Origin of the sequence: Hydrogenophaga sp., assembly GCF_048549895.1 — a bacterium.
Taxonomy (GTDB): Bacteria; Pseudomonadota; Gammaproteobacteria; order Burkholderiales; family Burkholderiaceae_C; genus Hydrogenophaga.
This window is the reverse complement of record NZ_JBLYYB010000046.1, coordinates 1-16512: the sequence shown is the minus strand read 5'-3', so window position 1 is coordinate 16512 and position 16512 is coordinate 1. Positions and strand designations below refer to the sequence as shown.

Here is a 16512-nt window from a genome sequence, read left to right as displayed (position 1 = left end):
TTGCGCCCAACAAAAAACCGGCCTTGAGCCGGTTTTTTGTTGGGCGTTACGCATCAGGCTGGACTGGAACGCAACCCATACACCTTGCCACCCAGGAACACATACTCGGCCCGCACGACAGGCTCTCCCGCTTCATCCTTGAAGGTGAAGCCCACCAGAGAGAGCGTCTCGCCATTCTTGATCTCGGGCATCTGCCACTGACCCAGGCGAAACAGCGGCGCCAACTCGACTTCCCAGCGCCGATCACGTCGCGTGGGCACCACCGCCTTGGCCAGCAGCGCGGGCCCATCCACACCGGCAGTCTGTGCAGGCAATGCGCGCTGAGCCAGATCGGCAGGCACACGCAAGGCTTCGGGCAGCTCCAGCGACAGTTCAACGTGCGGATTGCGCCACCTCACATTGGTGGCCTTGCCTTCCAGGTAGATCGGTCGGCTCTGGTCAAAGCTGCTCCAGCCGTGGTGGGCCAGCGCGCCGGTGGCAACACCGCTCCATCCCAGCGCGGCGGCCACCTGAACAAATTCACGTCGTTGCATGGGGTTCTCCTTCAAACGTAAGCAATCCAGCGCCCGCAGGTGATCACGAGGATCCAGATCAACAGAGACAAAACCATGCTCGCGCGGGCCGTGATGTCCTGGAGCTGCAGCGAACGGCGTGCATGAAACCAGCCGGCATTGCAACCAGCCAACATGATCAGCGCCATCTTCGCTGTGAACACGCGGTTGGCCAACAGTTCCCCGGGTTGGGTGCCAAACATCAACAAACCCGTCACCACCGCCAGACCAAATCCAAGCCCCACCAATCCCAAGCTCAGCCGGGCCAGCGGCTCGATCGACAAGGCCGAAGCCCAGCCGAACACGCGCAGCTCCAGCAGGACGAGATTGCCCAGGATCAGGGCCACGCCGATCAGGTGCACCACCTCCAGCATCGGATAAGCCCAGGGGTGGGCACCCAGAGCGACCAGCACCTCAGGCCTCCAGCAGCCGCAACGCAAGCGCCAGACGCGCCTTCACGGGCGAGAGGCCAGCAGAATCGGGCAACGGTTGAGCGCTGTGAGGCACCACTCGACCGAAGGCGCAGCGGCTGGCCACCACCACCTCGACGCCGCTGGCCTGCGCTTGTTTCAGCGCTCGCAGCAAGTCGTCGTGCACAGTGCCGTTGCCGGTGCCAGCCACCACGATGCCGCTCAGCCGAGCCGCCGCATGGTGTCCGAGCAATGCGCGCACCACTTCGCCGTCGGCGTTGGCATGGCTGAAGATCAGCTCCACGCGCGGCAGCGCAGCAGCGCTCAGGAGCCGCTGCAGCGCTGCGGCGTCATGGGTGCCCTCGGGCGCCGACTGGGGCCACGACCTGAACATGCGCAGCTGCGCCTCTTCGACACAACCCAGCACGCCCGCATCACCCGAATCGAAAGGGTCTGTGGCGTAGGGATGCACCTTGGCCACGTCCATCGCGCCATGGATCCGCCCGGCGCACACAACCACCACGCCTTGAGCCCCAGGATGCAAGGCCACGGCCACCGCATCGCTCAGGTTCTGCGGCCCGTCGGGCACCAGCGCCGTGGACGGCCGCATTGCGCACGTCAGCACCACCGGTTTGGAAGGCCGCAAGAGCGTCTGCAGCAAGTACGCGGTTTCCTCAATCGTGTCGGTGCCGTGCGTGATCACGATGCCGGCCACCTCGGGCCGATCCAGATGAGCAGCCACCCGCGCGGCCAGCGCCTGCCACACGCCGAGCACCATGTCCTTGCTGTTGATCTGTGCCACCTGCTCCACATCGACCGGACAAGCTGACAGCGCCGGAACCATGGCCACGAGATCGCTCACCGCCACCTGCCCGGCCACATAACCCACGTTGTCGTTTGCCTGGGCTGCCCGTCCGGCAATCGTGCCGCCCGTGCCCAAAACCACGAGGCGGCGCACCTGGTTTGCATTCACCACTTGCCAAGTCCTTTGAACTGGTTAAAAATACAGATACTGGATAAGAAAACAGTGACACACCGATCGGATACCCCGCCCGGTGAGGCATCCACCACGATGAGGTTCACATGCTAGACATGCCCGCCACCCCGCCCAAGCTCACCGCCCGGCAACAGCAGATCCTGGAACTCATCCAGACCGCCATTGCCCGCACCGGCGCACCCCCCACGCGGGCCGAAATCGCCAGCGAACTGGGCTTCAAGTCGGCCAACGCGGCCGAGGAGCATTTGCAGGCCCTGGCACGCAAAGGGGTCATCGAGCTGGTCAGTGGCACCTCGCGCGGTATCCGCCTGCGAAGCGAAGACCTCCGCTCCATCAACGATTCGCGCGGGCGCCAGCTTACACTCCCGCTCCCCAGCCTGGCCCAGCTCATGCTGCCCCTGATCGGCCGTGTGGCCGCTGGCTCGCCCATCCTCGCGCAAGAGCATGTGGACCAGACCTACCACGTCGAGCGCAGCCTGTTCCAGCGCGAGCCCGACTACCTGCTCAAGGTGCGCGGCATGTCCATGCGCGACGTCGGCATCATCGACGGCGATCTGCTGGCGGTGAAATCGGCCAAGGAAGCCAAGAACGGCCAGATCGTGGTGGCCCGCCTGGGTGACGATGTGACGGTCAAGCGCTTCATGCGCCGGCAAAACCTCATCGAGCTGCACGCCGAGAACCCCGACTACAAGACCATCGTGGTCGAGCCCGGTGAGCCGTTCGAGATCGAAGGTCTCGCGGTGGGCCTCATCCGCAACAGTTTTCAAGTCTGACCCCCGGGTCACGTTGCCTCAGCAGGTGGCGGGCGTTTGGTCCGACGGGCATTCCGCTCGTCTCGTGGACACATCCCTGCGTTGGCGACTTCCTTGCAATCCTGCCTGTGTTCAACCCCTCTCTGGAGTTTCGCATGGGAAAAATCTTCAACACCAACACGTGGCGCGCCCCTTTGCAGTTGATCGACTGCTGGCTGCCATTGCCGACCCGACCCCAATCTCGTCCAGCCGTCTCGTCTGTGGCGGTCAAGGCGATGCAGCGCTTTGCACGCGCCGGCTGGCTGAACCGCGAAGCCGCCAACAGCGCTGCGCTGCAGACACACCAGCACGCGACGGCTGAACCGATGGCCTCGGCTTCATGCCGCGTCCGTGTCCTGCGTCAGGCCGACGGTCGGACTGTGAAACGCCCCGCCATGCGTCTTGTCATATCCGGCCCCATCAACGACGTGTGTGCCGAACTGGACCGGCTCGCCGCACTGGAGCAGGCCTCCATGGCACGCGTCGCCTGAGGCGGCAGGGGCAATCGCGCGAGGCGCGCGGGCACAATACGCCCATGAACATAGTGATTCTTGACGACTATCAGGACGCGGTCAGAAAGCTGAAATGCGCCGAAAAACTGGAGCCGTACCCCGCCAAGGTATTCACCAACACCGTCAAGGGGGTCGGGCAACTGTCGATCCGGCTGCGTGACGCCGATGTGCTGGTGCTGATCCGCGAACGCACCCAGATTTCTCGCCAACTCATCGAAAAACTGCCCCGACTCAAGCTCATCGCCCAGACGGGGCGCGTGGGCGCTCACCTGGACGTGGCGGCTTGCACTGAGCGAGGTATCGCAGTCGCCGAGGGCGTGGGGTCGCCCGTGTCCACCGCCGAACTCACCTGGGCACTGGTCATGGCGTCAATGCGCCGGATTCCCCAATATGTGTCCAACCTGAAGCACGGCGCCTGGCAGCAAGCGGGGCTCAAGTCGGCAGCCATGCCGACCAATTTTGGTGTCGGCATGGTGTTGGGAGGCAAGACGCTCGGCGTCTGGGGCTATGGCCGTATCGGCCAGTTGGTGGCCGGGTATGGACGCGCTTTCGGCATGCAGGTGATGGTCTGGGGCAGCGAGGCATCGCGCGCACGGGCTGTGGCCGATGGCTTCGCAGCCGCAGAAAACCGGGAATCCTTTTTTGCCTCTGCCGACGTGCTTTCCCTGCATTTGCGGCTGAGCGACACGAGCGCAGGCTGCGTCACGCTGGAGGACCTGGGTCGCATGAAACCCACGTCATTGCTGGTGAACACCTCGCGCGCGGAACTCATCGAACCCGAGGCCTTGCTGGCTGCACTCAACCGGGGGCGCCCGGGGCTGGCGGCGGTCGACGTGTTCGAATCCGAACCGATCCTGCAAGGACATGCGCTGCTGCGGCTGGAGAACTGCATTTGCACCCCCCACATCGGCTATGTGGAGCAGGACAGCTACGAACAGTACTTCTCGTCCGCCTTCGACAACGTGGTCAATTTCATCAAGGGCACGCCCACCAACATCGTGAATCCTGGCGCGCTGCAGGTTCGCCGCTGAGCGGCAACCCATCTGAAAAGAAACGCCGCATCTGCGGCGTTTCTTTTTAAACCCCGGCGAAGCGCTCAGCTCTTCTTGCCCGACTGGCTCGAGCGATCTGCCTCACTCGGCAGGTCGAAATCAAGCACTTCGAAATCGATGAGATTGCCATCCGCTTCCCGGATCTCAAAATCTGCCGGCTGCGTTGGTTTGGCCGAAAGCTCCACTGGCTCGCTCACCTCCGCCAACGAGGCCTCAAAGCCGTCCATCTCCGAGAAGTCGTCCAGGTTGATGTCCAGGCCCAGGCGGGAAGAAGCTGGATGCATGTGATCCAGGCCCATGGGCTGGGTATGGCGCTCCGAGGCGTCGTGCAGGGATGCGCTCACCCGGGGCATCTGCTTGTCAGCCGCCTTGAGCGGCTGCATGGCCGTGTGTTGAAAATCGCCCACCGCGCGCGGGGCTGCTGCGTCAGGCCTGATGAGGTCTTTGGCGATGGCATGCAGCATCAGCAACTCGCGATACGCCTCCAGGTCGAACACCTCGGAGGCACTGTCGGTGGCGTCACGAAAGATCGACTGCTCGATGAGATCGAGCACCCTGGGCTCTGGCCACAGCGCCTGGATGCGGCTGAACGCGGTTTCGTACGCCTCGAGCCCCCTGCCGCGCTGGGAGTAGCTGTCAAACGGTGGCGCTCCCGCGTTGAACACGTGGTTGAACTCTTCGCGCAAGTTCTCATAGTCGCCGCGCCGTCCGAGCCGGTGGTAGATGTGGAACAGGTCCAGATACGTCAGTGCGCTGGGTTCGTGGCTTTCCGCCAGATGGTCCTTGAGCACCTGAATGGCCTGCTCGTCCTCTCCCAGGGACACAAAGAAATCGGCTTGCTGCTGCACGTCGAACAGCTCTTCGGTGGCCACCGAACGGGACACGCTCATCGCGCTGGTGGAGAACTCCCGGCGATCGCGAGCCGACAGCGGGGCTGCTGCATCCTCTTGGGCTCCCGGAGCCTTGAGCTTCAATGCGTTTTCGTTGGCGCGGGTCAAGGCGTCGAACGACGAATCCTGGTCGAGGTCAAGATCCAGGTCAACACCGCCGCCCAGCGGCGTGAAGCCCGATGGCGCCTTGGACGTGCCGTCCTCAGACTCCAGCGGCACCAACACGGTTTTCTCCTCTTCCTCGGGCGCCCACCAAGCCCGAGAAGCTTCGGAGCCTTGAACCACGGCCACCTGACGGCGGCGTGACATCAGGAGCACAGCCAGCAGGGCCAACAGCAGCAAGGCTCCCAGCAGATACACCAGCCAGTTCTGGTAGCGCTGGGCCAGCGATTGCTCAAGCTGTGAGTTGAGATCGCCCAGCGCGGCCTGGGACTGTGCCTGTTCCTGGCGCAGCCGCGCCACCTCGGACTCCAGTGCAGAGACCTTTTGTGCATCGCGCAAGATGTCTTCGGGCGAGGCGTTGATACTTTTCCAGAGCAAGGCGGCTGCTGCGCGTGTTTCTTCGGACGCACTGGGCTCGCTGAGCAGCAAAGGCGAGAGTTTGAGCGTGGGGTCCCGTTCAATGCCGGTGGTGAGGTCGATCGGATCCAGCTGCAACCGGGGCGCCGCCACCACAGGCGGCTTGGCAGGGGCACGGCGCACCACCGAGGCGGGGCGCTGCGCGGGTGCATCTGCGCGGGCTGGCGCTGCCGGTCGGGGTTGCGCCGCTCCCGGGGTCTGTCCTGCGGCAGGCGCGGGAGCAGATGATGAAGCGGACGCTGAAGGCGCACCGGGGACATTGGCCACTGCCGGCGCTCGGGCCGCAGTTGCCGCCACGGCCGAAGGCGCCACCGCCGCTGCAACCGGCTCGTTGACCAGATCGGCCAACAACACGAAACGGCGCGTGAATTGCGTGCCGCATCCGGCTCGCACATAGAGCGTGACAAAGGGCTCGTTGACTGGCAGGCTGGACTGAATCCGGACCGACGCTTCCGCATCTGGCGCGGTCTTTTGTGGCGAAGTGCGCACGAGGTTTGCCGAAACCTGGGTGTCGCCGTAGAACACGTCTGTCTCGATGCAGAGGTTGGCGAGATCCTCGCCGGGAGACAACAGCACCTGCACCCGAACATCAAGTGCGCGTCCGATCATGGCGGCGCCACTGTGCCGCCCGAGGGTCACGGCGGAGCTGCTCAGGGCAGTTGATAGCAAAATACAACCTGTCCAGTACTTGCGCACGCCAGACTTCCTTCTTTCGTTCGTTGGGCGATTCTGTCATAGCTCCAGAAGCTCTCATTCCAAATACAACACACTTATGCAACCCATCTTTCAGAACACGGGCATTGTTGGAACCGGCGCCATGGGCCGCGGCATCGCCCAGATGGCGGCACAGGCGGGCAGTCAGGTCTGGCTGTTCGATGTTCAGCCGGGCGCAGCACTTGCAGCCCGTGATGCACTGCACAACACCTGGCAGACCCTGGTCAACAAAAACAAGATGCAGGCCGAGCAGATGCAGGCCTGCGTGGACCGCCTGCAACTGGCCAGTGCCTTGAACGACCTCGCTCCCTGCGATCTGGTCGTTGAGGCCATCGTCGAGCGGCTCGACGTCAAGCAGCGCCTCTTCGGTGAACTCGAAGGCATCGTCGGGCCAGAGGCGGTGCTGGCCACCAACACCTCGTCCCTGTCGATCACCGCCATTGCCGCGCCGCTCAAACGCCCCGCGCAACTGGCTGGCTTTCACTTCTTCAACCCGGTGCCGCTGATGCGCGTGGTCGAAGTCATCGCCGGCCTGAAGACCAGCACATCGGTGTGCCAGGGCCTGACCGACTTCACCCGCCAGTTCGGCCACACACCCGTGACCGCGCAGGACACGCCGGGCTTCATCGTGAACCACGCCGGGCGCGGCTACGGCACCGAGGCGCTGCGGGTGGTGGGCGAGCGCGTGGCGGACTTCGCCACCATCGACCGCATCCTGAAAGACCAGATGGGCTTTCGTCTCGGCCCGTTCGAGCTGATGGACCTGACCGCGCTGGACGTGTCACACCCGGTGATGGAGTCGATCTACCACCAGTACTTTGAAGAACCCCGCTACCGCCCCAGCGTGATCACCGCACAGCGCTTGGCTGGCGGCGTGGTGGGCAAGAAGGTGGGCGAAGGTTTTTATGCCTACGACCAGGGCGTGGCCCAGGTGCCGGCAGAGCCCGCTGCGCCGGTGGTGGCCGAGATGCCGCCGGTGTGGGTGTCGCCCAAGGCGGCGCGGCGCGGCGAGCTCTACCAACTGCTCAAAGACCTGGGTGCGCAGATCGAAACCGCGGCGGCGCCCTCTTCTGCCGCGCTGATCCTGGTGGCGCCGCTGGGCCTGGACGTGACCACGCTGGCTGCGGTGGAGCGGCTGGACGCCACGCGCACCGTGGGCATCGACATGATGCTGGACGATGCTTCCGTGAAACGCCGGGTGCTGGCCACCAACCCCGCCACGCGCCCCGACATGGCGCAGGCGGCACACGCACTGTTTGCGCGCGACGGCAAGGCGGTCAGCGTGATCCGCGACAGCGGCGGTTTCGTCACGCAGCGCGTGGTGGCCACCATCGTCAACATCGCGGCCGACATGTGCCAGCAGGGTGTCTGCTCACCCGCCGATCTGGACGTGGCCGTCACGCTGGGTCTGGGTTACCCCATGGGTCCGCTGGCCATGGGCGACCGCATCGGCCCGACCAACATGCTGGAGATCCTGTTCAACCTGCAGACGGTCTACGGCGACCCGCGTTACCGCCCTTCCCCCTGGTTGCGCCGCCGTGGCGCACTGGGCCTGAGCCTCACGCACGAGGAAGCCTGACATGACCGCGAGCCTCAAGAGCCACAGCCATGGCCAGACCATGGTGTTGACCATCAGCAACCCCGAGCACCGCAACGCGCTGGGCCCCGACATGTACGCCGCGGGTGTGGAAGCGCTCAACGTGGCCGAGAGCAGCCCCGAGGTGCGCAGCGTGGTGATCACCGGCGAGGGCAACCACTTCTGCGCCGGTGGCAACCTGCAGCGCCTGCTGGCCAACCGACAGCAGCCGCACGAAGTGCAGGCGCAAAGCATCGAAGGCCTGCACAACTGGATCGAGACCATCCGCGCGTTTCCCAAACCGGTGGTGGCGGCGGTTGAAGGCTCCTGCGCCGGCGCTGGCTTCTCGCTCGCGCTGGCCTGCGACATGGTCGTGGCCGCGCACAGCAGCGTGTTCGTCATGGCCTACAGCAACGTGGGTCTGTCGCCCGACGGCGGCGCCAGCTGGAGCCTCATGCGTGCCCTGCCCCGCGCCACGGCGCTGCAATTGCTGATGTGCGGCGACCGCATCGGCGCTGAACGCCTGCAGCAGCTCGGCGTGATCAACACCGTGAGCGCCACCGGCGAAGCGCTCACCGATGCGCTGGCGCTGTGCGAGCGCCTCAACGCGCGCGCCCCGAACGCGCTGGCCAGCATCAAGGAGCTGGCCAACGACGCGCCCACCGCGCCGCTGCACGCGCAGCTGGGCGCCGAGCGCGATCACTTCGTGCGCAACCTGCACCACGCCAACGCGGGCGAAGGCATCGACGCCTTCATCAACAAGCGGCCCGCGCAATACCGTTGAACCGCCGCTGAAATGCGGCCCGCGCGGAGCCTCTGCGCGCATACCCTGAGCCTGTTGCCACGTCCCAGTGGCGACAATCATCGACTTTCCAGTCACTCAAAAGACAGCCCATGGACGAACCGATTCTGACAATGGAAGAACGCGAGGCGATCAACAGTGGTCGCTGGTTCTCCACCCTCTCTCCTTCCCTGCGGCACGACATACTCCGATGCGCTTACGTCAAGCGATTCAAGGACAGCGATCTCATCGTTGCCCGCGGCGATCCACCCTCCGAATGGACGGCGGTGGCCAAGGGTGCCGTGCGCGTGAGCTCCACCTCGCTCTCGGGCAAGCAGATCACGCTGACCTACGTGGAGCCGGGCGTGTGGTTTGGCGACGTGGCGATGTTCGACGGCGACCAGCGCACGCACGACGCCTATGCCCATGGACCCACCACGCTCTTGTGCGTGGCGCGCACCGATTTTCAGAAGATCCTGAGCTCCCACGTGGAGCTGTACGAAGCGCTGATGCGCCTGCAGGCGCGGCGCATCCGCACGCTCTTCGGCCTGGTGGAAGACCTCAACACCTTGCCGCTGCGCGCGCGCCTGGCCAAACAGCTGCTGCATCTGGTGCGCAGCTACGGTGTGCCTTGCCTGTCCGACGGCAGCGAGATGCGCATCGGTTTGCAGCTGGCGCAGGAAGAACTGGCTCAACTGCTCGGTGCTTCGCGCCAGCGGGTCAACCAGGAACTCAAGTCGATGGAGCGCGACGATGCGATCCGCATCGAACAGGGCGGGCTCGTGGTGCGCAACCGGGACATGCTGATGCGCATCGCGGAAGCCGAGTCCTGAGGCTCTGCGTGAGGGCCTCCTCTCCCACTTCACACCAAGGCCTTCACGCATGAGCGACACCCAGAATTTCACCGGCACCCGCGCCGTTTCGGGCCAACACACGTTCGACGAAGCCGCGCTGGCCACCTGGCTGCAGAGCCGCCTGCCGGGTTTTGAAGGTCCGCTCACGGTGGAGATGTTCAAGGGCGGTCAGTCCAACCCCACCTACAAGCTCATCACGCCGCAGCGCGCCTACGTGATGCGCGCCAAGCCCGGCCCGGTGGCCAAGCTGCTGCCCTCGGCCCATGCCATCGAACGCGAATTCCGCGTGATGAGTGCGCTGCACGGCACCGGCGTGCCGGTGGCGCAGATGCACGTGTTGTGCGAAGACGAGTCGGTGATCGGTCGCGCGTTCTACATCATGGAGTGCGTCAACGGGCGTGTGCTGTGGGACCAGTCGCTGCCCGGCATGACGAACGAACAACGCAGCGATATCTACAACGAGATGAACCGCGTCATCGCGGCGCTGCACACCGTCAAGCCACTGGCCATCGGCCTGGACGGCTACGGCAAACCGGGCAACTACTTCGAGCGCCAGATCGGTCGCTGGAGCAAGCAGTACGTGGCCTCCATCACCCAGCCCATCCCCGAGATGGACCGGCTCATGGCCTGGCTGCCCAACAACATTCCGGCCATGGCGCGCGACGAGTCCATGCTCTCGGTGGTGCACGGCGACTTCCGGCTCGACAACCTGATGTTCCACAGCGAAGAGCCGCGCGTGCTCGCGGTGCTCGACTGGGAACTCTCCACCCTGGGCCATCCGCTGGCCGACTTCAGCTACCACTGCATGTCCTGGCACATCCCGCCCGGCCTGTTTCGCGGCATCGGCGGGCTCGACGTGAAAGCGCTGGGCATTCCCACGGAAGACGAGTACATCGCGCTGTACTGCGAACGCACCGGCATCGCCCAACCCGCGCAGCTCAAGGCCGACTGGAACTTCTACCTCGCCTACAACATGTTCCGCCTTGGGGCCATCCTGCAAGGCATTGCCAAGCGGGTCGAGGCCGGCACGGCATCGAGCGACCAGGCGGTCAAGTCCGCCGCCGGCGCCCGCCCCATGGCCGAGATGGCCTGGCGATTCGCCAGCGGCAACTGAACCGTTTCAAACACCCGATCACCCACAGGAGACACGATGAATTTCGACTACACCGACAAGGTCAAGGCCATGCGCGAGCGCCTGCTGGCGTTCATGGACGAGCACATTTATCCGAACGAAGCGCGCTTCTTTGCCGAGATCGCGGCCAACCGCGCCAAGGGCAATGCGTGGATTCCGACCACCATCATTGAAGAGCTCAAGCCCAAGGCCCAGGCCGCCGGCCTGTGGAACCTGTTCCTGCCGCGCAGCCCGCGCGCGCCACAAGGTTTGTCCAACCTCGAATACGCACCCATGTGCGAGATCATGGGCCGCGTGCCGTTCGCCGCCGAGGTGTTCAACTGCTCGGCCCCCGACACCGGCAACATGGAAACCTTCGAGCGCTACGCCAGCGAAGAACTCAAGGACCAGTGGCTGGAGCCGCTGCTGCGCGGCGAGATCCGCTCGGCCTTCCTGATGACCGAGCCCGACGTGGCCTCGTCCGACGCGACCAACATCGAATGCCGCATCGAGCGTGATGGCGACGAGTACGTGATCAACGGGCGCAAGTGGTGGTCGTCGGGTGCGGGCGACCCACGCTGCGCGGTCTACATCGTCATGGGCAAGAGCAACCCCGATGCGCCGCGCCATTCACAGCAGTCGATGATCATCGTGCCGGCCAACAGCCAAGGCGTGACCATCGTGCGTCCGCTCTCGGTGTTCGGCTACGACGACGCACCGCACGGCCACATGGAGGTGCTGCTCAAGAACGTGCGCGTGCCGGTGGGCAACCTGCTGCTGGGCGAAGGCCGTGGTTTCGAGATCGCGCAAGGTCGCTTGGGCCCCGGGCGCATCCACCACTGCATGCGCTCCATCGGCGCGGCTGAGCGCGCCATGGAGCTCATGTGCAAGCGGCTCAACAGCCGCGTCGCTTTCGGCAAACCGGTGTCGGCCCAGTCGGTTTGGCACGAGCGTCTGGCCGATGCACGCTGCCGCATTGAAATGGCGCGCCTGCTCACGCTCAAGGCCGCCTACATGATGGACACGGTGGGCAACAAGGTGGCCAAGGCCGAGATCGCGATGATCAAGGTGGTGGCGCCCAACATGGCCTGCGACATCATCGACATGGCCATCCAGGCGCACGGCGGTGGTGGCGTGAGCGACGATTTCCCGCTGGCCTACAGCTATGCCAACCAGCGCACGCTGCGTCTGGCCGACGGCCCGGACGAGGTGCACCGCATGTCGATCGCCAAACTGGAACTGGCCAAACACATGCTCGTGAAAACCGAGGTGGAGATGCCCATCACGCGCGGCTCCTGAGCGCGCCCTGCCCGCTGGCTGTTCAGCGGGCAGCCATCTCCAGTGCCCGCTGGCTGGCCCGGTCGAACAGGCCGAAGGCGTGCAAAGCGGTGCCTGTGTCACCTTTGCGGTCGATCTGCATGCGCATGTAGGTCTTGCCGCGCTGCAGCATGAGCATCACCGGGGTCTCGTCAGAAACTGGCTCGGGCCAATCCATCAGCCGCTGTTCGGTCTCGCTGTCGATCCAGCGTCTGGCCATCTCGGGCGCATCGGTGAGCACCGCGTAACGAGCCCAGAACCCCCGATCAGGCCCTGCCCAGCCGGCATCCCGGTACATGGACAGCCACCGGACTTCGTCGGGCACCACGCCAGCCATGGTTTGCAGATCGTCTGTGTACTGTGAATAGAGTGCGCGCGATTGCGCCTCAAGCACCTCTTTGAGCCTGCGGTTCATCACCACCACATTGCCCTCTTGTTTGAGGCCCAGGTCGGCGCGCGCCATCAGCTCCATGCCTTGAATGAAAGGGCGAGAGGTCTCCAGGCACTGGATGCGCACCGGGCGATCCTGCCATCGGCCAGCAAGCGCGTACGCACCACCCACCCGGGGGTTGAAACTCAGTGCATGGTCGTGCGCCCATTTGGCCAGCGGCGCCGAGCGAGCACGCCTCCACGGCGATGGGATCAAGACATTGGGGAAGTCAGCGAACATGGTTTTGCGTTTTACCTTAGAGTGCGGCGACTTGCGCATGGCAAGCCCTCACAGAAAGGCCGATTTGATGATCAATGTCCACTCTTGGCCCACTCCCAACGGCCACAAGGTCCACGTCATGCTCGAAGAATGTGGATTGCGACTGGGTCGAGACTGGCAAGTCCATGCCGTCAACATCGGTCAGGGCGACCAGTTCAAGCCCGAATTTCTGAAGATCAGCCCGAACAACAGGATCCCGGCACTGGTCGACTCCGATGGCCCGGACGGCAAGCCCATCAGCCTGTTCGAGTCGGGCGCCATCCTGCTGTACCTGGCGGCCAAGACGGGGAAATTTCTGCCGAAGTCCGATCGCGCAAAGTTCAAGGTGCTGGAGTGGCTGATGTTCCAGATGGGCGGCGTGGGGCCGATGCTGGGCCAGGCGCACCACTTCCGCATCTACGCACCCGAGAAGATCGAGTACGCCGTCAACCGGTACACCAACGAAGCCAAACGCCTTTACGGTGTGATGAACAAACAGCTGGAACATCAGAAGTTCATCGCTGGCAACCAGTACAGCATCGCCGACATCGCCATTTTTCCCTGGCTGCGCAGCTGGCAGAACCAGGGCATCGACTGGGTGGACTACCCACACCTCAAGGTCTGGTTTGACAAGATCGCGGCCCGCCCCGCTGTGCAACGCGGTGTGGCGGTGCTCGCCGATGCCCGCAAACCGCTCACCGACGACAAGTCCCGCGACATCCTGTTTGGCAAAACGCAGTACGAAAAACGCTGAAAGTTGGGGTCCAGTTCAGAACCCGGCATTTCAGCAGGTACAATTCGCAGCTTAGTCGGAGCGTAGCGCAGCCTGGTAGCGCATCTGCTTTGGGAGCAGAGGGTCGCGAGTTCGAATCCCGCCGCTCCGACCATTCATCAAGAAAAGAAAAAGGCCCACTCTGTGGGCCTTTTTTCTGTGTGCTGCCGGTTATCTGTCTGCCCGTAGCTCAACCGGATAGAGCAGCTGCCTTCTAAGCAGCAGGTCGGGGGTTCGAGTCCCTCCGGGCAGGCCATCCCGACACGGCCACGCCGTGTGGCGTACGCGAGCGCTCCCACTGGGCCACATGCTCGCCCAGCTGGTGAGCCGTGATGGCCGACAACGTCCAACCCAGATGGCCATGCCCGGTGTTGTAGAACACGTTGGACTGTCGGCCTGCACCCACGCGCGGCATCATGTTCGGCATCATGGGTCGCAGACCTGCCCAAGGCTCCACCCGGCGTGTGCTCACCCCGGGAAAACATTGGTTCACCCAATCCACCAATGGCCGGATGCGGTCGGCGCGGATGTCGTGGTTGATGCCGTTGAACTCGGCGGTGCCAGCCACGCGGAAACGGTCCAGGCCCAATCGGCTGGTCACCAGCTTGGTTTCGTCGTCCAGCAGGCTCACCTGCGGCGCAGCGGCCTGGCTTTGCTCGTCGTTCAGCATCACGGTGATGGAGTAACCCTTGACCGGGTAGACGTTGAGCCGGTCGCCAAGCTGGGCACCCAGCGCGCGGCTGTGAACGCCGGCGCTGATCACCACGGCGTCGGCGTTCACCACCTGCCCGTCGGCCAGCGTCACCTGCGCGGTGGTGCCGGTGCTGCGCACGCGGGCCACCGTCTGGCCGGTCATGAGCTTCACGCCCAGGCGGGCGCAGGCCTGGCTCAGGCCGTGGGTGAACTTGTGGATGTCGCCGGTGCTGTCGCTCTCGGTGAAATAGCCACCGAAGTAGTCGCCTTGCAGCGTGGGCTCGATGGCGCGCATCTCGTCGAGTGTGACGGCGCGGCGCGGCAGGCCGCCTTCGCTCAGCAATTTGGACACCTCGCCCGCGTGCTCGAAGCCGGTGCGGTCGCGGTAGATGTGCAGGATGCCCTGCTGCTTCAAATCGAAGTCGATGCCCTCGGCCCGGGCCCAGCCGAACAGGTGCTCGCGCGCCGCGATGGCCAGGCGCGTGGTGGCCACGGTGTTGCTGCGGTATTTCGGGATGGAGGCGACGAACTCGGCGAACCAGCTGAGCTTGTGCCAGCTGGGCTTGGGGTTGACCAAGAGCGGCGCGTCGGCCTTGAACATCCACTTCAGGCCCTTGAGCAAGGTGGAGGGATGGGTCCAGACCTCGGCGTTGGAGGCCGAGAGCTGACCGCCGTTGGCATGGCTGGTTTCCATGCCCGCGTAGCGGTGTTTTTCAATCAGGGTGACCTGGTGGCCCTGACGGGCCAGGGCGTAGGCGCTGGTGACGCCGGTGATGCCGCCGCCGATGACGATGAGGTGTGCCATGGGAATCTCGCTTGCAAAGTCGTCAAACAATGGAGGACACGATCCGCACACCGTGTGCGGACCATGACCCCCTCTGTTTGTGACCTGAGAGATTCACCGGCCCTTGGGGCTGGCTTGCTCCTGCGGTGGGCCGGGGGACGAATCCCGGCCACTCTTCAGAGTGTGATGCGTGTCGACCGGTCCTTTTGCCTGAGAGTTTCCGGGGCGGTTGCTCCTTCGGCGCCGGCTTGTCCTGCAAGCCGGTCTCTCCCGGTCGACGTGTTTGAAGCGCTTATTGTGCCTGCAGCTGGATCGATTTTGCGATGGCCCGGAACTGCTGGATGCCGTCGGCGTAGGCCTTGTCCACCGCTTTCAATGACAGGGGTTTGGCCAGCAACTGGCTGTTGGCCTCCAGCGCCTGGTGCACGCCGGGATCGGCCAGCGTCTCGGTGATGGCTTTGTGCAATGCGTTGACCACGGGCTCCGGGGTGTCCTTCTTCACGAAGTAACCGGTCCAGATGTTGAAGGTGAAGTCCTTGAGCTGCGTGCTCTCGGTGATGGCGGGGTAGCTTTTCACGCTCTCCAGCCGCTCGCCGTTGAGCATGGCCAGCACCTTGACGCGGCCGCTCTTGTGCATGTCGTCGTACTTCTTGCCATAGGGCGCGAGGAAAAAGTCGACCTGGCTGGCCAGCAGATCCTGCTCGGCCGGTGCCGCGCCCTTGTACGGCACATGCACCATGGGAATGCCGGTGACCTTGGACAGGTGCTCGCCGAGCAGGTGGTAGAACGAGCCCGGGCCGACGCTGGCGTAGGTCAGGGGCCGGCCCTGCTGCGCCGCCTTGCGGGCCTGGTCGAGGAACTCGTCCACGTTGCTGGCGGGGAAATCCTTGCGGGCGAGAAACGCGATCTGCGCGGTGGCGATCATCTGCACGAGACGAAAGTCTTCGCTCTTGAACTTGATGGAAGCAATGGCCAGCGGGGCCAGGATCAGCTCGTTGGGCGAGCCCTGGAACACGGTGTAGCCGTCGCTGGCACCGTTGAGCACTTTTTGCGCGGCAATCGACCCGCTGGCGCCGCCCAGGTTTTCAATGACGACGGGCTGGCCCAGCTGCTTGCCCAGCGTGTTGTTCACCGAGCGCGCGATCACGTCCGACAGGCCACCGGCCGGATAAGGAACCATCAACGTCACCGGTCGGCTGGGGTAACTCTGCGCAAGTGCCGCGCCCGACAGGCTGGCCAGTGCGATGGCGGCGGAGGCCATCAGGGTCTTGAAGGGGCTGTTCATGGGCGTCTCCAGTGGTTTCAGGGGTGGGTGGGGGAAAGCAGTTCGTTCACCAACGCGATCCAGTAGGCGGAGCCGGTGGCGATGTTGTGGTCGTTGAAGTCGTAGGCGGGGTTGTGCACCATGCAGGCGCCGGGCTCCTGACCGGCGCCGTTGCC

The 16512-nt window shown here is 64.4% G+C and carries 16 protein-coding genes, 2 tRNA genes, 1 pseudogene and 1 riboswitch; of the genes and pseudogenes, 11 read left to right on the top strand and 8 right to left on the bottom strand.

Translation table 11 applies throughout. The annotated features are described in order from the left end of the window. Window positions 1-53: 53 nt before the first annotated feature. The 3 genes from ACN4F8_RS04530 to ACN4F8_RS04520 are packed head-to-tail and all read right to left on the bottom strand — an operon-like array spanning window position 54 to window position 1934. On the bottom strand, window positions 54-533 hold the full coding sequence (locus ACN4F8_RS04530) for a DUF6152 family protein (RefSeq protein WP_419472452.1): 480 nt from the start codon (window positions 531-533) through the stop codon (window positions 54-56). An 11-nt stretch (window positions 534-544) separates the two neighbouring features. Beyond that, entirely contained in the window at window positions 545-964 is a 420-nt protein-coding gene (locus tag ACN4F8_RS04525; RefSeq protein WP_419472451.1) for a hypothetical protein, read from the bottom strand. A gap of 1 nt (window position 965) precedes the next feature. Beyond that, window positions 966-1934 carry an asparaginase gene (locus ACN4F8_RS04520; RefSeq protein ID WP_419472450.1) on the bottom strand — a complete coding sequence of 323 codons (969 nt, stop codon included), beginning with the start codon at window positions 1932-1934 and terminating at the stop codon, window positions 966-968. A 110-nt stretch (window positions 1935-2044) separates the two neighbouring features. On the opposite strand from ACN4F8_RS04520, the gene lexA reads away from it, so the two are divergent. The 3 genes from lexA to ACN4F8_RS04505 all read left to right on the top strand — a co-directional run bounded on the left by lexA (window position 2045) and on the right by ACN4F8_RS04505 (window position 4292). After that, window positions 2045-2731 carry a transcriptional repressor LexA gene (gene lexA / locus ACN4F8_RS04515; protein ID WP_419472449.1) on the top strand — a complete coding sequence of 229 codons (687 nt, stop codon included), beginning with the start codon at window positions 2045-2047 and terminating at the stop codon, window positions 2729-2731. A gap of 134 nt (window positions 2732-2865) precedes the next feature. Continuing rightward, window positions 2866-3240, top strand: a complete 375-nt coding sequence (locus ACN4F8_RS04510; RefSeq protein WP_419472448.1) for a hypothetical protein — start codon at window positions 2866-2868, stop codon at window positions 3238-3240. A gap of 44 nt (window positions 3241-3284) precedes the next feature. After that, a complete protein-coding gene (locus tag ACN4F8_RS04505; protein ID WP_419472447.1) occupies window positions 3285-4292 on the top strand; it encodes a D-2-hydroxyacid dehydrogenase family protein in 1008 nt (335 codons plus the stop codon). 65 nt (window positions 4293-4357) lie between these two features. Here the strand turns inward: ACN4F8_RS04505 and ACN4F8_RS04500 are convergent, their stop codons facing one another. Continuing rightward, window positions 4358-6391 carry a FimV family protein gene (locus tag ACN4F8_RS04500; RefSeq protein ID WP_419472446.1) on the bottom strand — a complete coding sequence of 678 codons (2034 nt, stop codon included), beginning with the start codon at window positions 6389-6391 and terminating at the stop codon, window positions 4358-4360. Between the two features lie 163 nt (window positions 6392-6554). On the opposite strand from ACN4F8_RS04500, the gene ACN4F8_RS04495 reads away from it, so the two are divergent. From ACN4F8_RS04495 to ACN4F8_RS04475, 5 genes are all read left to right on the top strand, one after another. After that, complete coding sequence (locus tag ACN4F8_RS04495) at window positions 6555-8075, top strand: 3-hydroxyacyl-CoA dehydrogenase (RefSeq protein WP_419472445.1); 1521 nt, start codon at window positions 6555-6557, stop codon at window positions 8073-8075. Window position 8076: 1 nt separating this feature from the next. After that, complete coding sequence (locus ACN4F8_RS04490; RefSeq protein WP_419472444.1) at window positions 8077-8856, top strand: oxepin-CoA hydrolase, alternative type; 780 nt, start codon at window positions 8077-8079, stop codon at window positions 8854-8856. Between the two features lie 110 nt (window positions 8857-8966). Further along, entirely contained in the window at window positions 8967-9686 is a 720-nt protein-coding gene (locus ACN4F8_RS04485) for a Crp/Fnr family transcriptional regulator (RefSeq protein WP_419472443.1), read from the top strand. 49 nt (window positions 9687-9735) lie between these two features. Next, window positions 9736-10821 (top strand): phosphotransferase family protein, encoded by a 1086-nt coding sequence (locus ACN4F8_RS04480; protein WP_419472442.1) that lies wholly within the window; start codon window positions 9736-9738, stop codon window positions 10819-10821. A 36-nt stretch (window positions 10822-10857) separates the two neighbouring features. Beyond that, window positions 10858-12117, top strand: coding sequence for an acyl-CoA dehydrogenase family protein (locus ACN4F8_RS04475; RefSeq protein WP_419472441.1), 1260 nt, complete (start codon window positions 10858-10860; stop codon window positions 12115-12117). A gap of 22 nt (window positions 12118-12139) precedes the next feature. On the opposite strand, the gene ACN4F8_RS04470 is transcribed toward ACN4F8_RS04475, so the two are convergent. Beyond that, on the bottom strand, window positions 12140-12805 hold the full coding sequence (locus tag ACN4F8_RS04470; protein ID WP_419472440.1) for a hypothetical protein: 666 nt from the start codon (window positions 12803-12805) through the stop codon (window positions 12140-12142). A gap of 67 nt (window positions 12806-12872) precedes the next feature. Here ACN4F8_RS04470 and ACN4F8_RS04465 point away from each other — a divergent pair, with 67 nt between their 5' ends. The 3 genes from ACN4F8_RS04465 to ACN4F8_RS04455 all read left to right on the top strand — a co-directional run bounded on the left by ACN4F8_RS04465 (window position 12873) and on the right by ACN4F8_RS04455 (window position 13851). Further along, a complete protein-coding gene (locus ACN4F8_RS04465) occupies window positions 12873-13577 on the top strand; it encodes a glutathione binding-like protein (RefSeq protein WP_419472439.1) in 705 nt (234 codons plus the stop codon). A 56-nt stretch (window positions 13578-13633) separates the two neighbouring features. Further along, window positions 13634-13710 (top strand) — tRNA-Pro (locus ACN4F8_RS04460). 64 nt (window positions 13711-13774) lie between these two features. Further along, window positions 13775-13851, top strand: a tRNA-Arg gene (locus ACN4F8_RS04455). Here the strand turns inward: ACN4F8_RS04455 and ACN4F8_RS04450 are convergent. From ACN4F8_RS04450 to ACN4F8_RS04440, 3 genes and pseudogenes are all read right to left on the bottom strand, one after another. After that, window positions 13810-15093 carry a D-amino acid dehydrogenase gene (locus ACN4F8_RS04450; RefSeq protein WP_419472496.1) on the bottom strand — a complete coding sequence of 428 codons (1284 nt, stop codon included), beginning with the start codon at window positions 15091-15093 and terminating at the stop codon, window positions 13810-13812. The two genes, ACN4F8_RS04455 and ACN4F8_RS04450, sit on opposite strands and share 42 nt — an antisense overlap. Window positions 15094-15260: 167 nt before the next feature. After that, a riboswitch (glycine riboswitch) is annotated at window positions 15261-15355 on the bottom strand. Between the two features lie 9 nt (window positions 15356-15364). Beyond that, on the bottom strand, window positions 15365-16357 hold the full coding sequence (locus tag ACN4F8_RS04445) for a tripartite tricarboxylate transporter substrate binding protein (protein ID WP_419472438.1): 993 nt from the start codon (window positions 16355-16357) through the stop codon (window positions 15365-15367). A gap of 17 nt (window positions 16358-16374) precedes the next feature. Next, window positions 16375-16512 (bottom strand): annotated as a pseudogene (locus ACN4F8_RS04440) (amidohydrolase); the annotation flags it as partial.

Excerpts from the sequence above, each read along its gene's own strand:
- ACN4F8_RS04530 (WP_419472452.1), bottom strand. The coding sequence starts at position 533 with ATGCAACGACGTGAATTTGTTCAGGTGGCCGCCGCGCTGGGATGGAGC.
- lexA (WP_419472449.1), top strand. The coding sequence starts at position 2,045 with ATGCTAGACATGCCCGCCACCCCGCCCAAGCTCACCGCCCGGCAACAG.
- ACN4F8_RS04510 (WP_419472448.1), top strand. The coding sequence starts at position 2,866 with ATGGGAAAAATCTTCAACACCAACACGTGGCGCGCCCCTTTGCAGTTG.
- ACN4F8_RS04505 (WP_419472447.1), top strand. The coding sequence starts at position 3,285 with ATGAACATAGTGATTCTTGACGACTATCAGGACGCGGTCAGAAAGCTG.
- ACN4F8_RS04500 (WP_419472446.1), bottom strand. The coding sequence starts at position 6,391 with ATGATCGGACGCGCACTTGATGTTCGGGTGCAGGTGCTGTTGTCTCCC.
- ACN4F8_RS04495 (WP_419472445.1), top strand. The coding sequence starts at position 6,555 with ATGCAACCCATCTTTCAGAACACGGGCATTGTTGGAACCGGCGCCATG.
- ACN4F8_RS04490 (WP_419472444.1), top strand. The coding sequence starts at position 8,077 with ATGACCGCGAGCCTCAAGAGCCACAGCCATGGCCAGACCATGGTGTTG.
- ACN4F8_RS04485 (WP_419472443.1), top strand. The coding sequence starts at position 8,967 with ATGGACGAACCGATTCTGACAATGGAAGAACGCGAGGCGATCAACAGT.
- ACN4F8_RS04480 (WP_419472442.1), top strand. The coding sequence starts at position 9,736 with ATGAGCGACACCCAGAATTTCACCGGCACCCGCGCCGTTTCGGGCCAA.
- ACN4F8_RS04475 (WP_419472441.1), top strand. The coding sequence starts at position 10,858 with ATGAATTTCGACTACACCGACAAGGTCAAGGCCATGCGCGAGCGCCTG.
- ACN4F8_RS04470 (WP_419472440.1), bottom strand. The coding sequence starts at position 12,805 with ATGTTCGCTGACTTCCCCAATGTCTTGATCCCATCGCCGTGGAGGCGT.
- ACN4F8_RS04465 (WP_419472439.1), top strand. The coding sequence starts at position 12,873 with ATGATCAATGTCCACTCTTGGCCCACTCCCAACGGCCACAAGGTCCAC.
- ACN4F8_RS04450 (WP_419472496.1), bottom strand. The coding sequence starts at position 15,093 with ATGGCACACCTCATCGTCATCGGCGGCGGCATCACCGGCGTCACCAGC.
- ACN4F8_RS04445 (WP_419472438.1), bottom strand. The coding sequence starts at position 16,357 with ATGAACAGCCCCTTCAAGACCCTGATGGCCTCCGCCGCCATCGCACTG.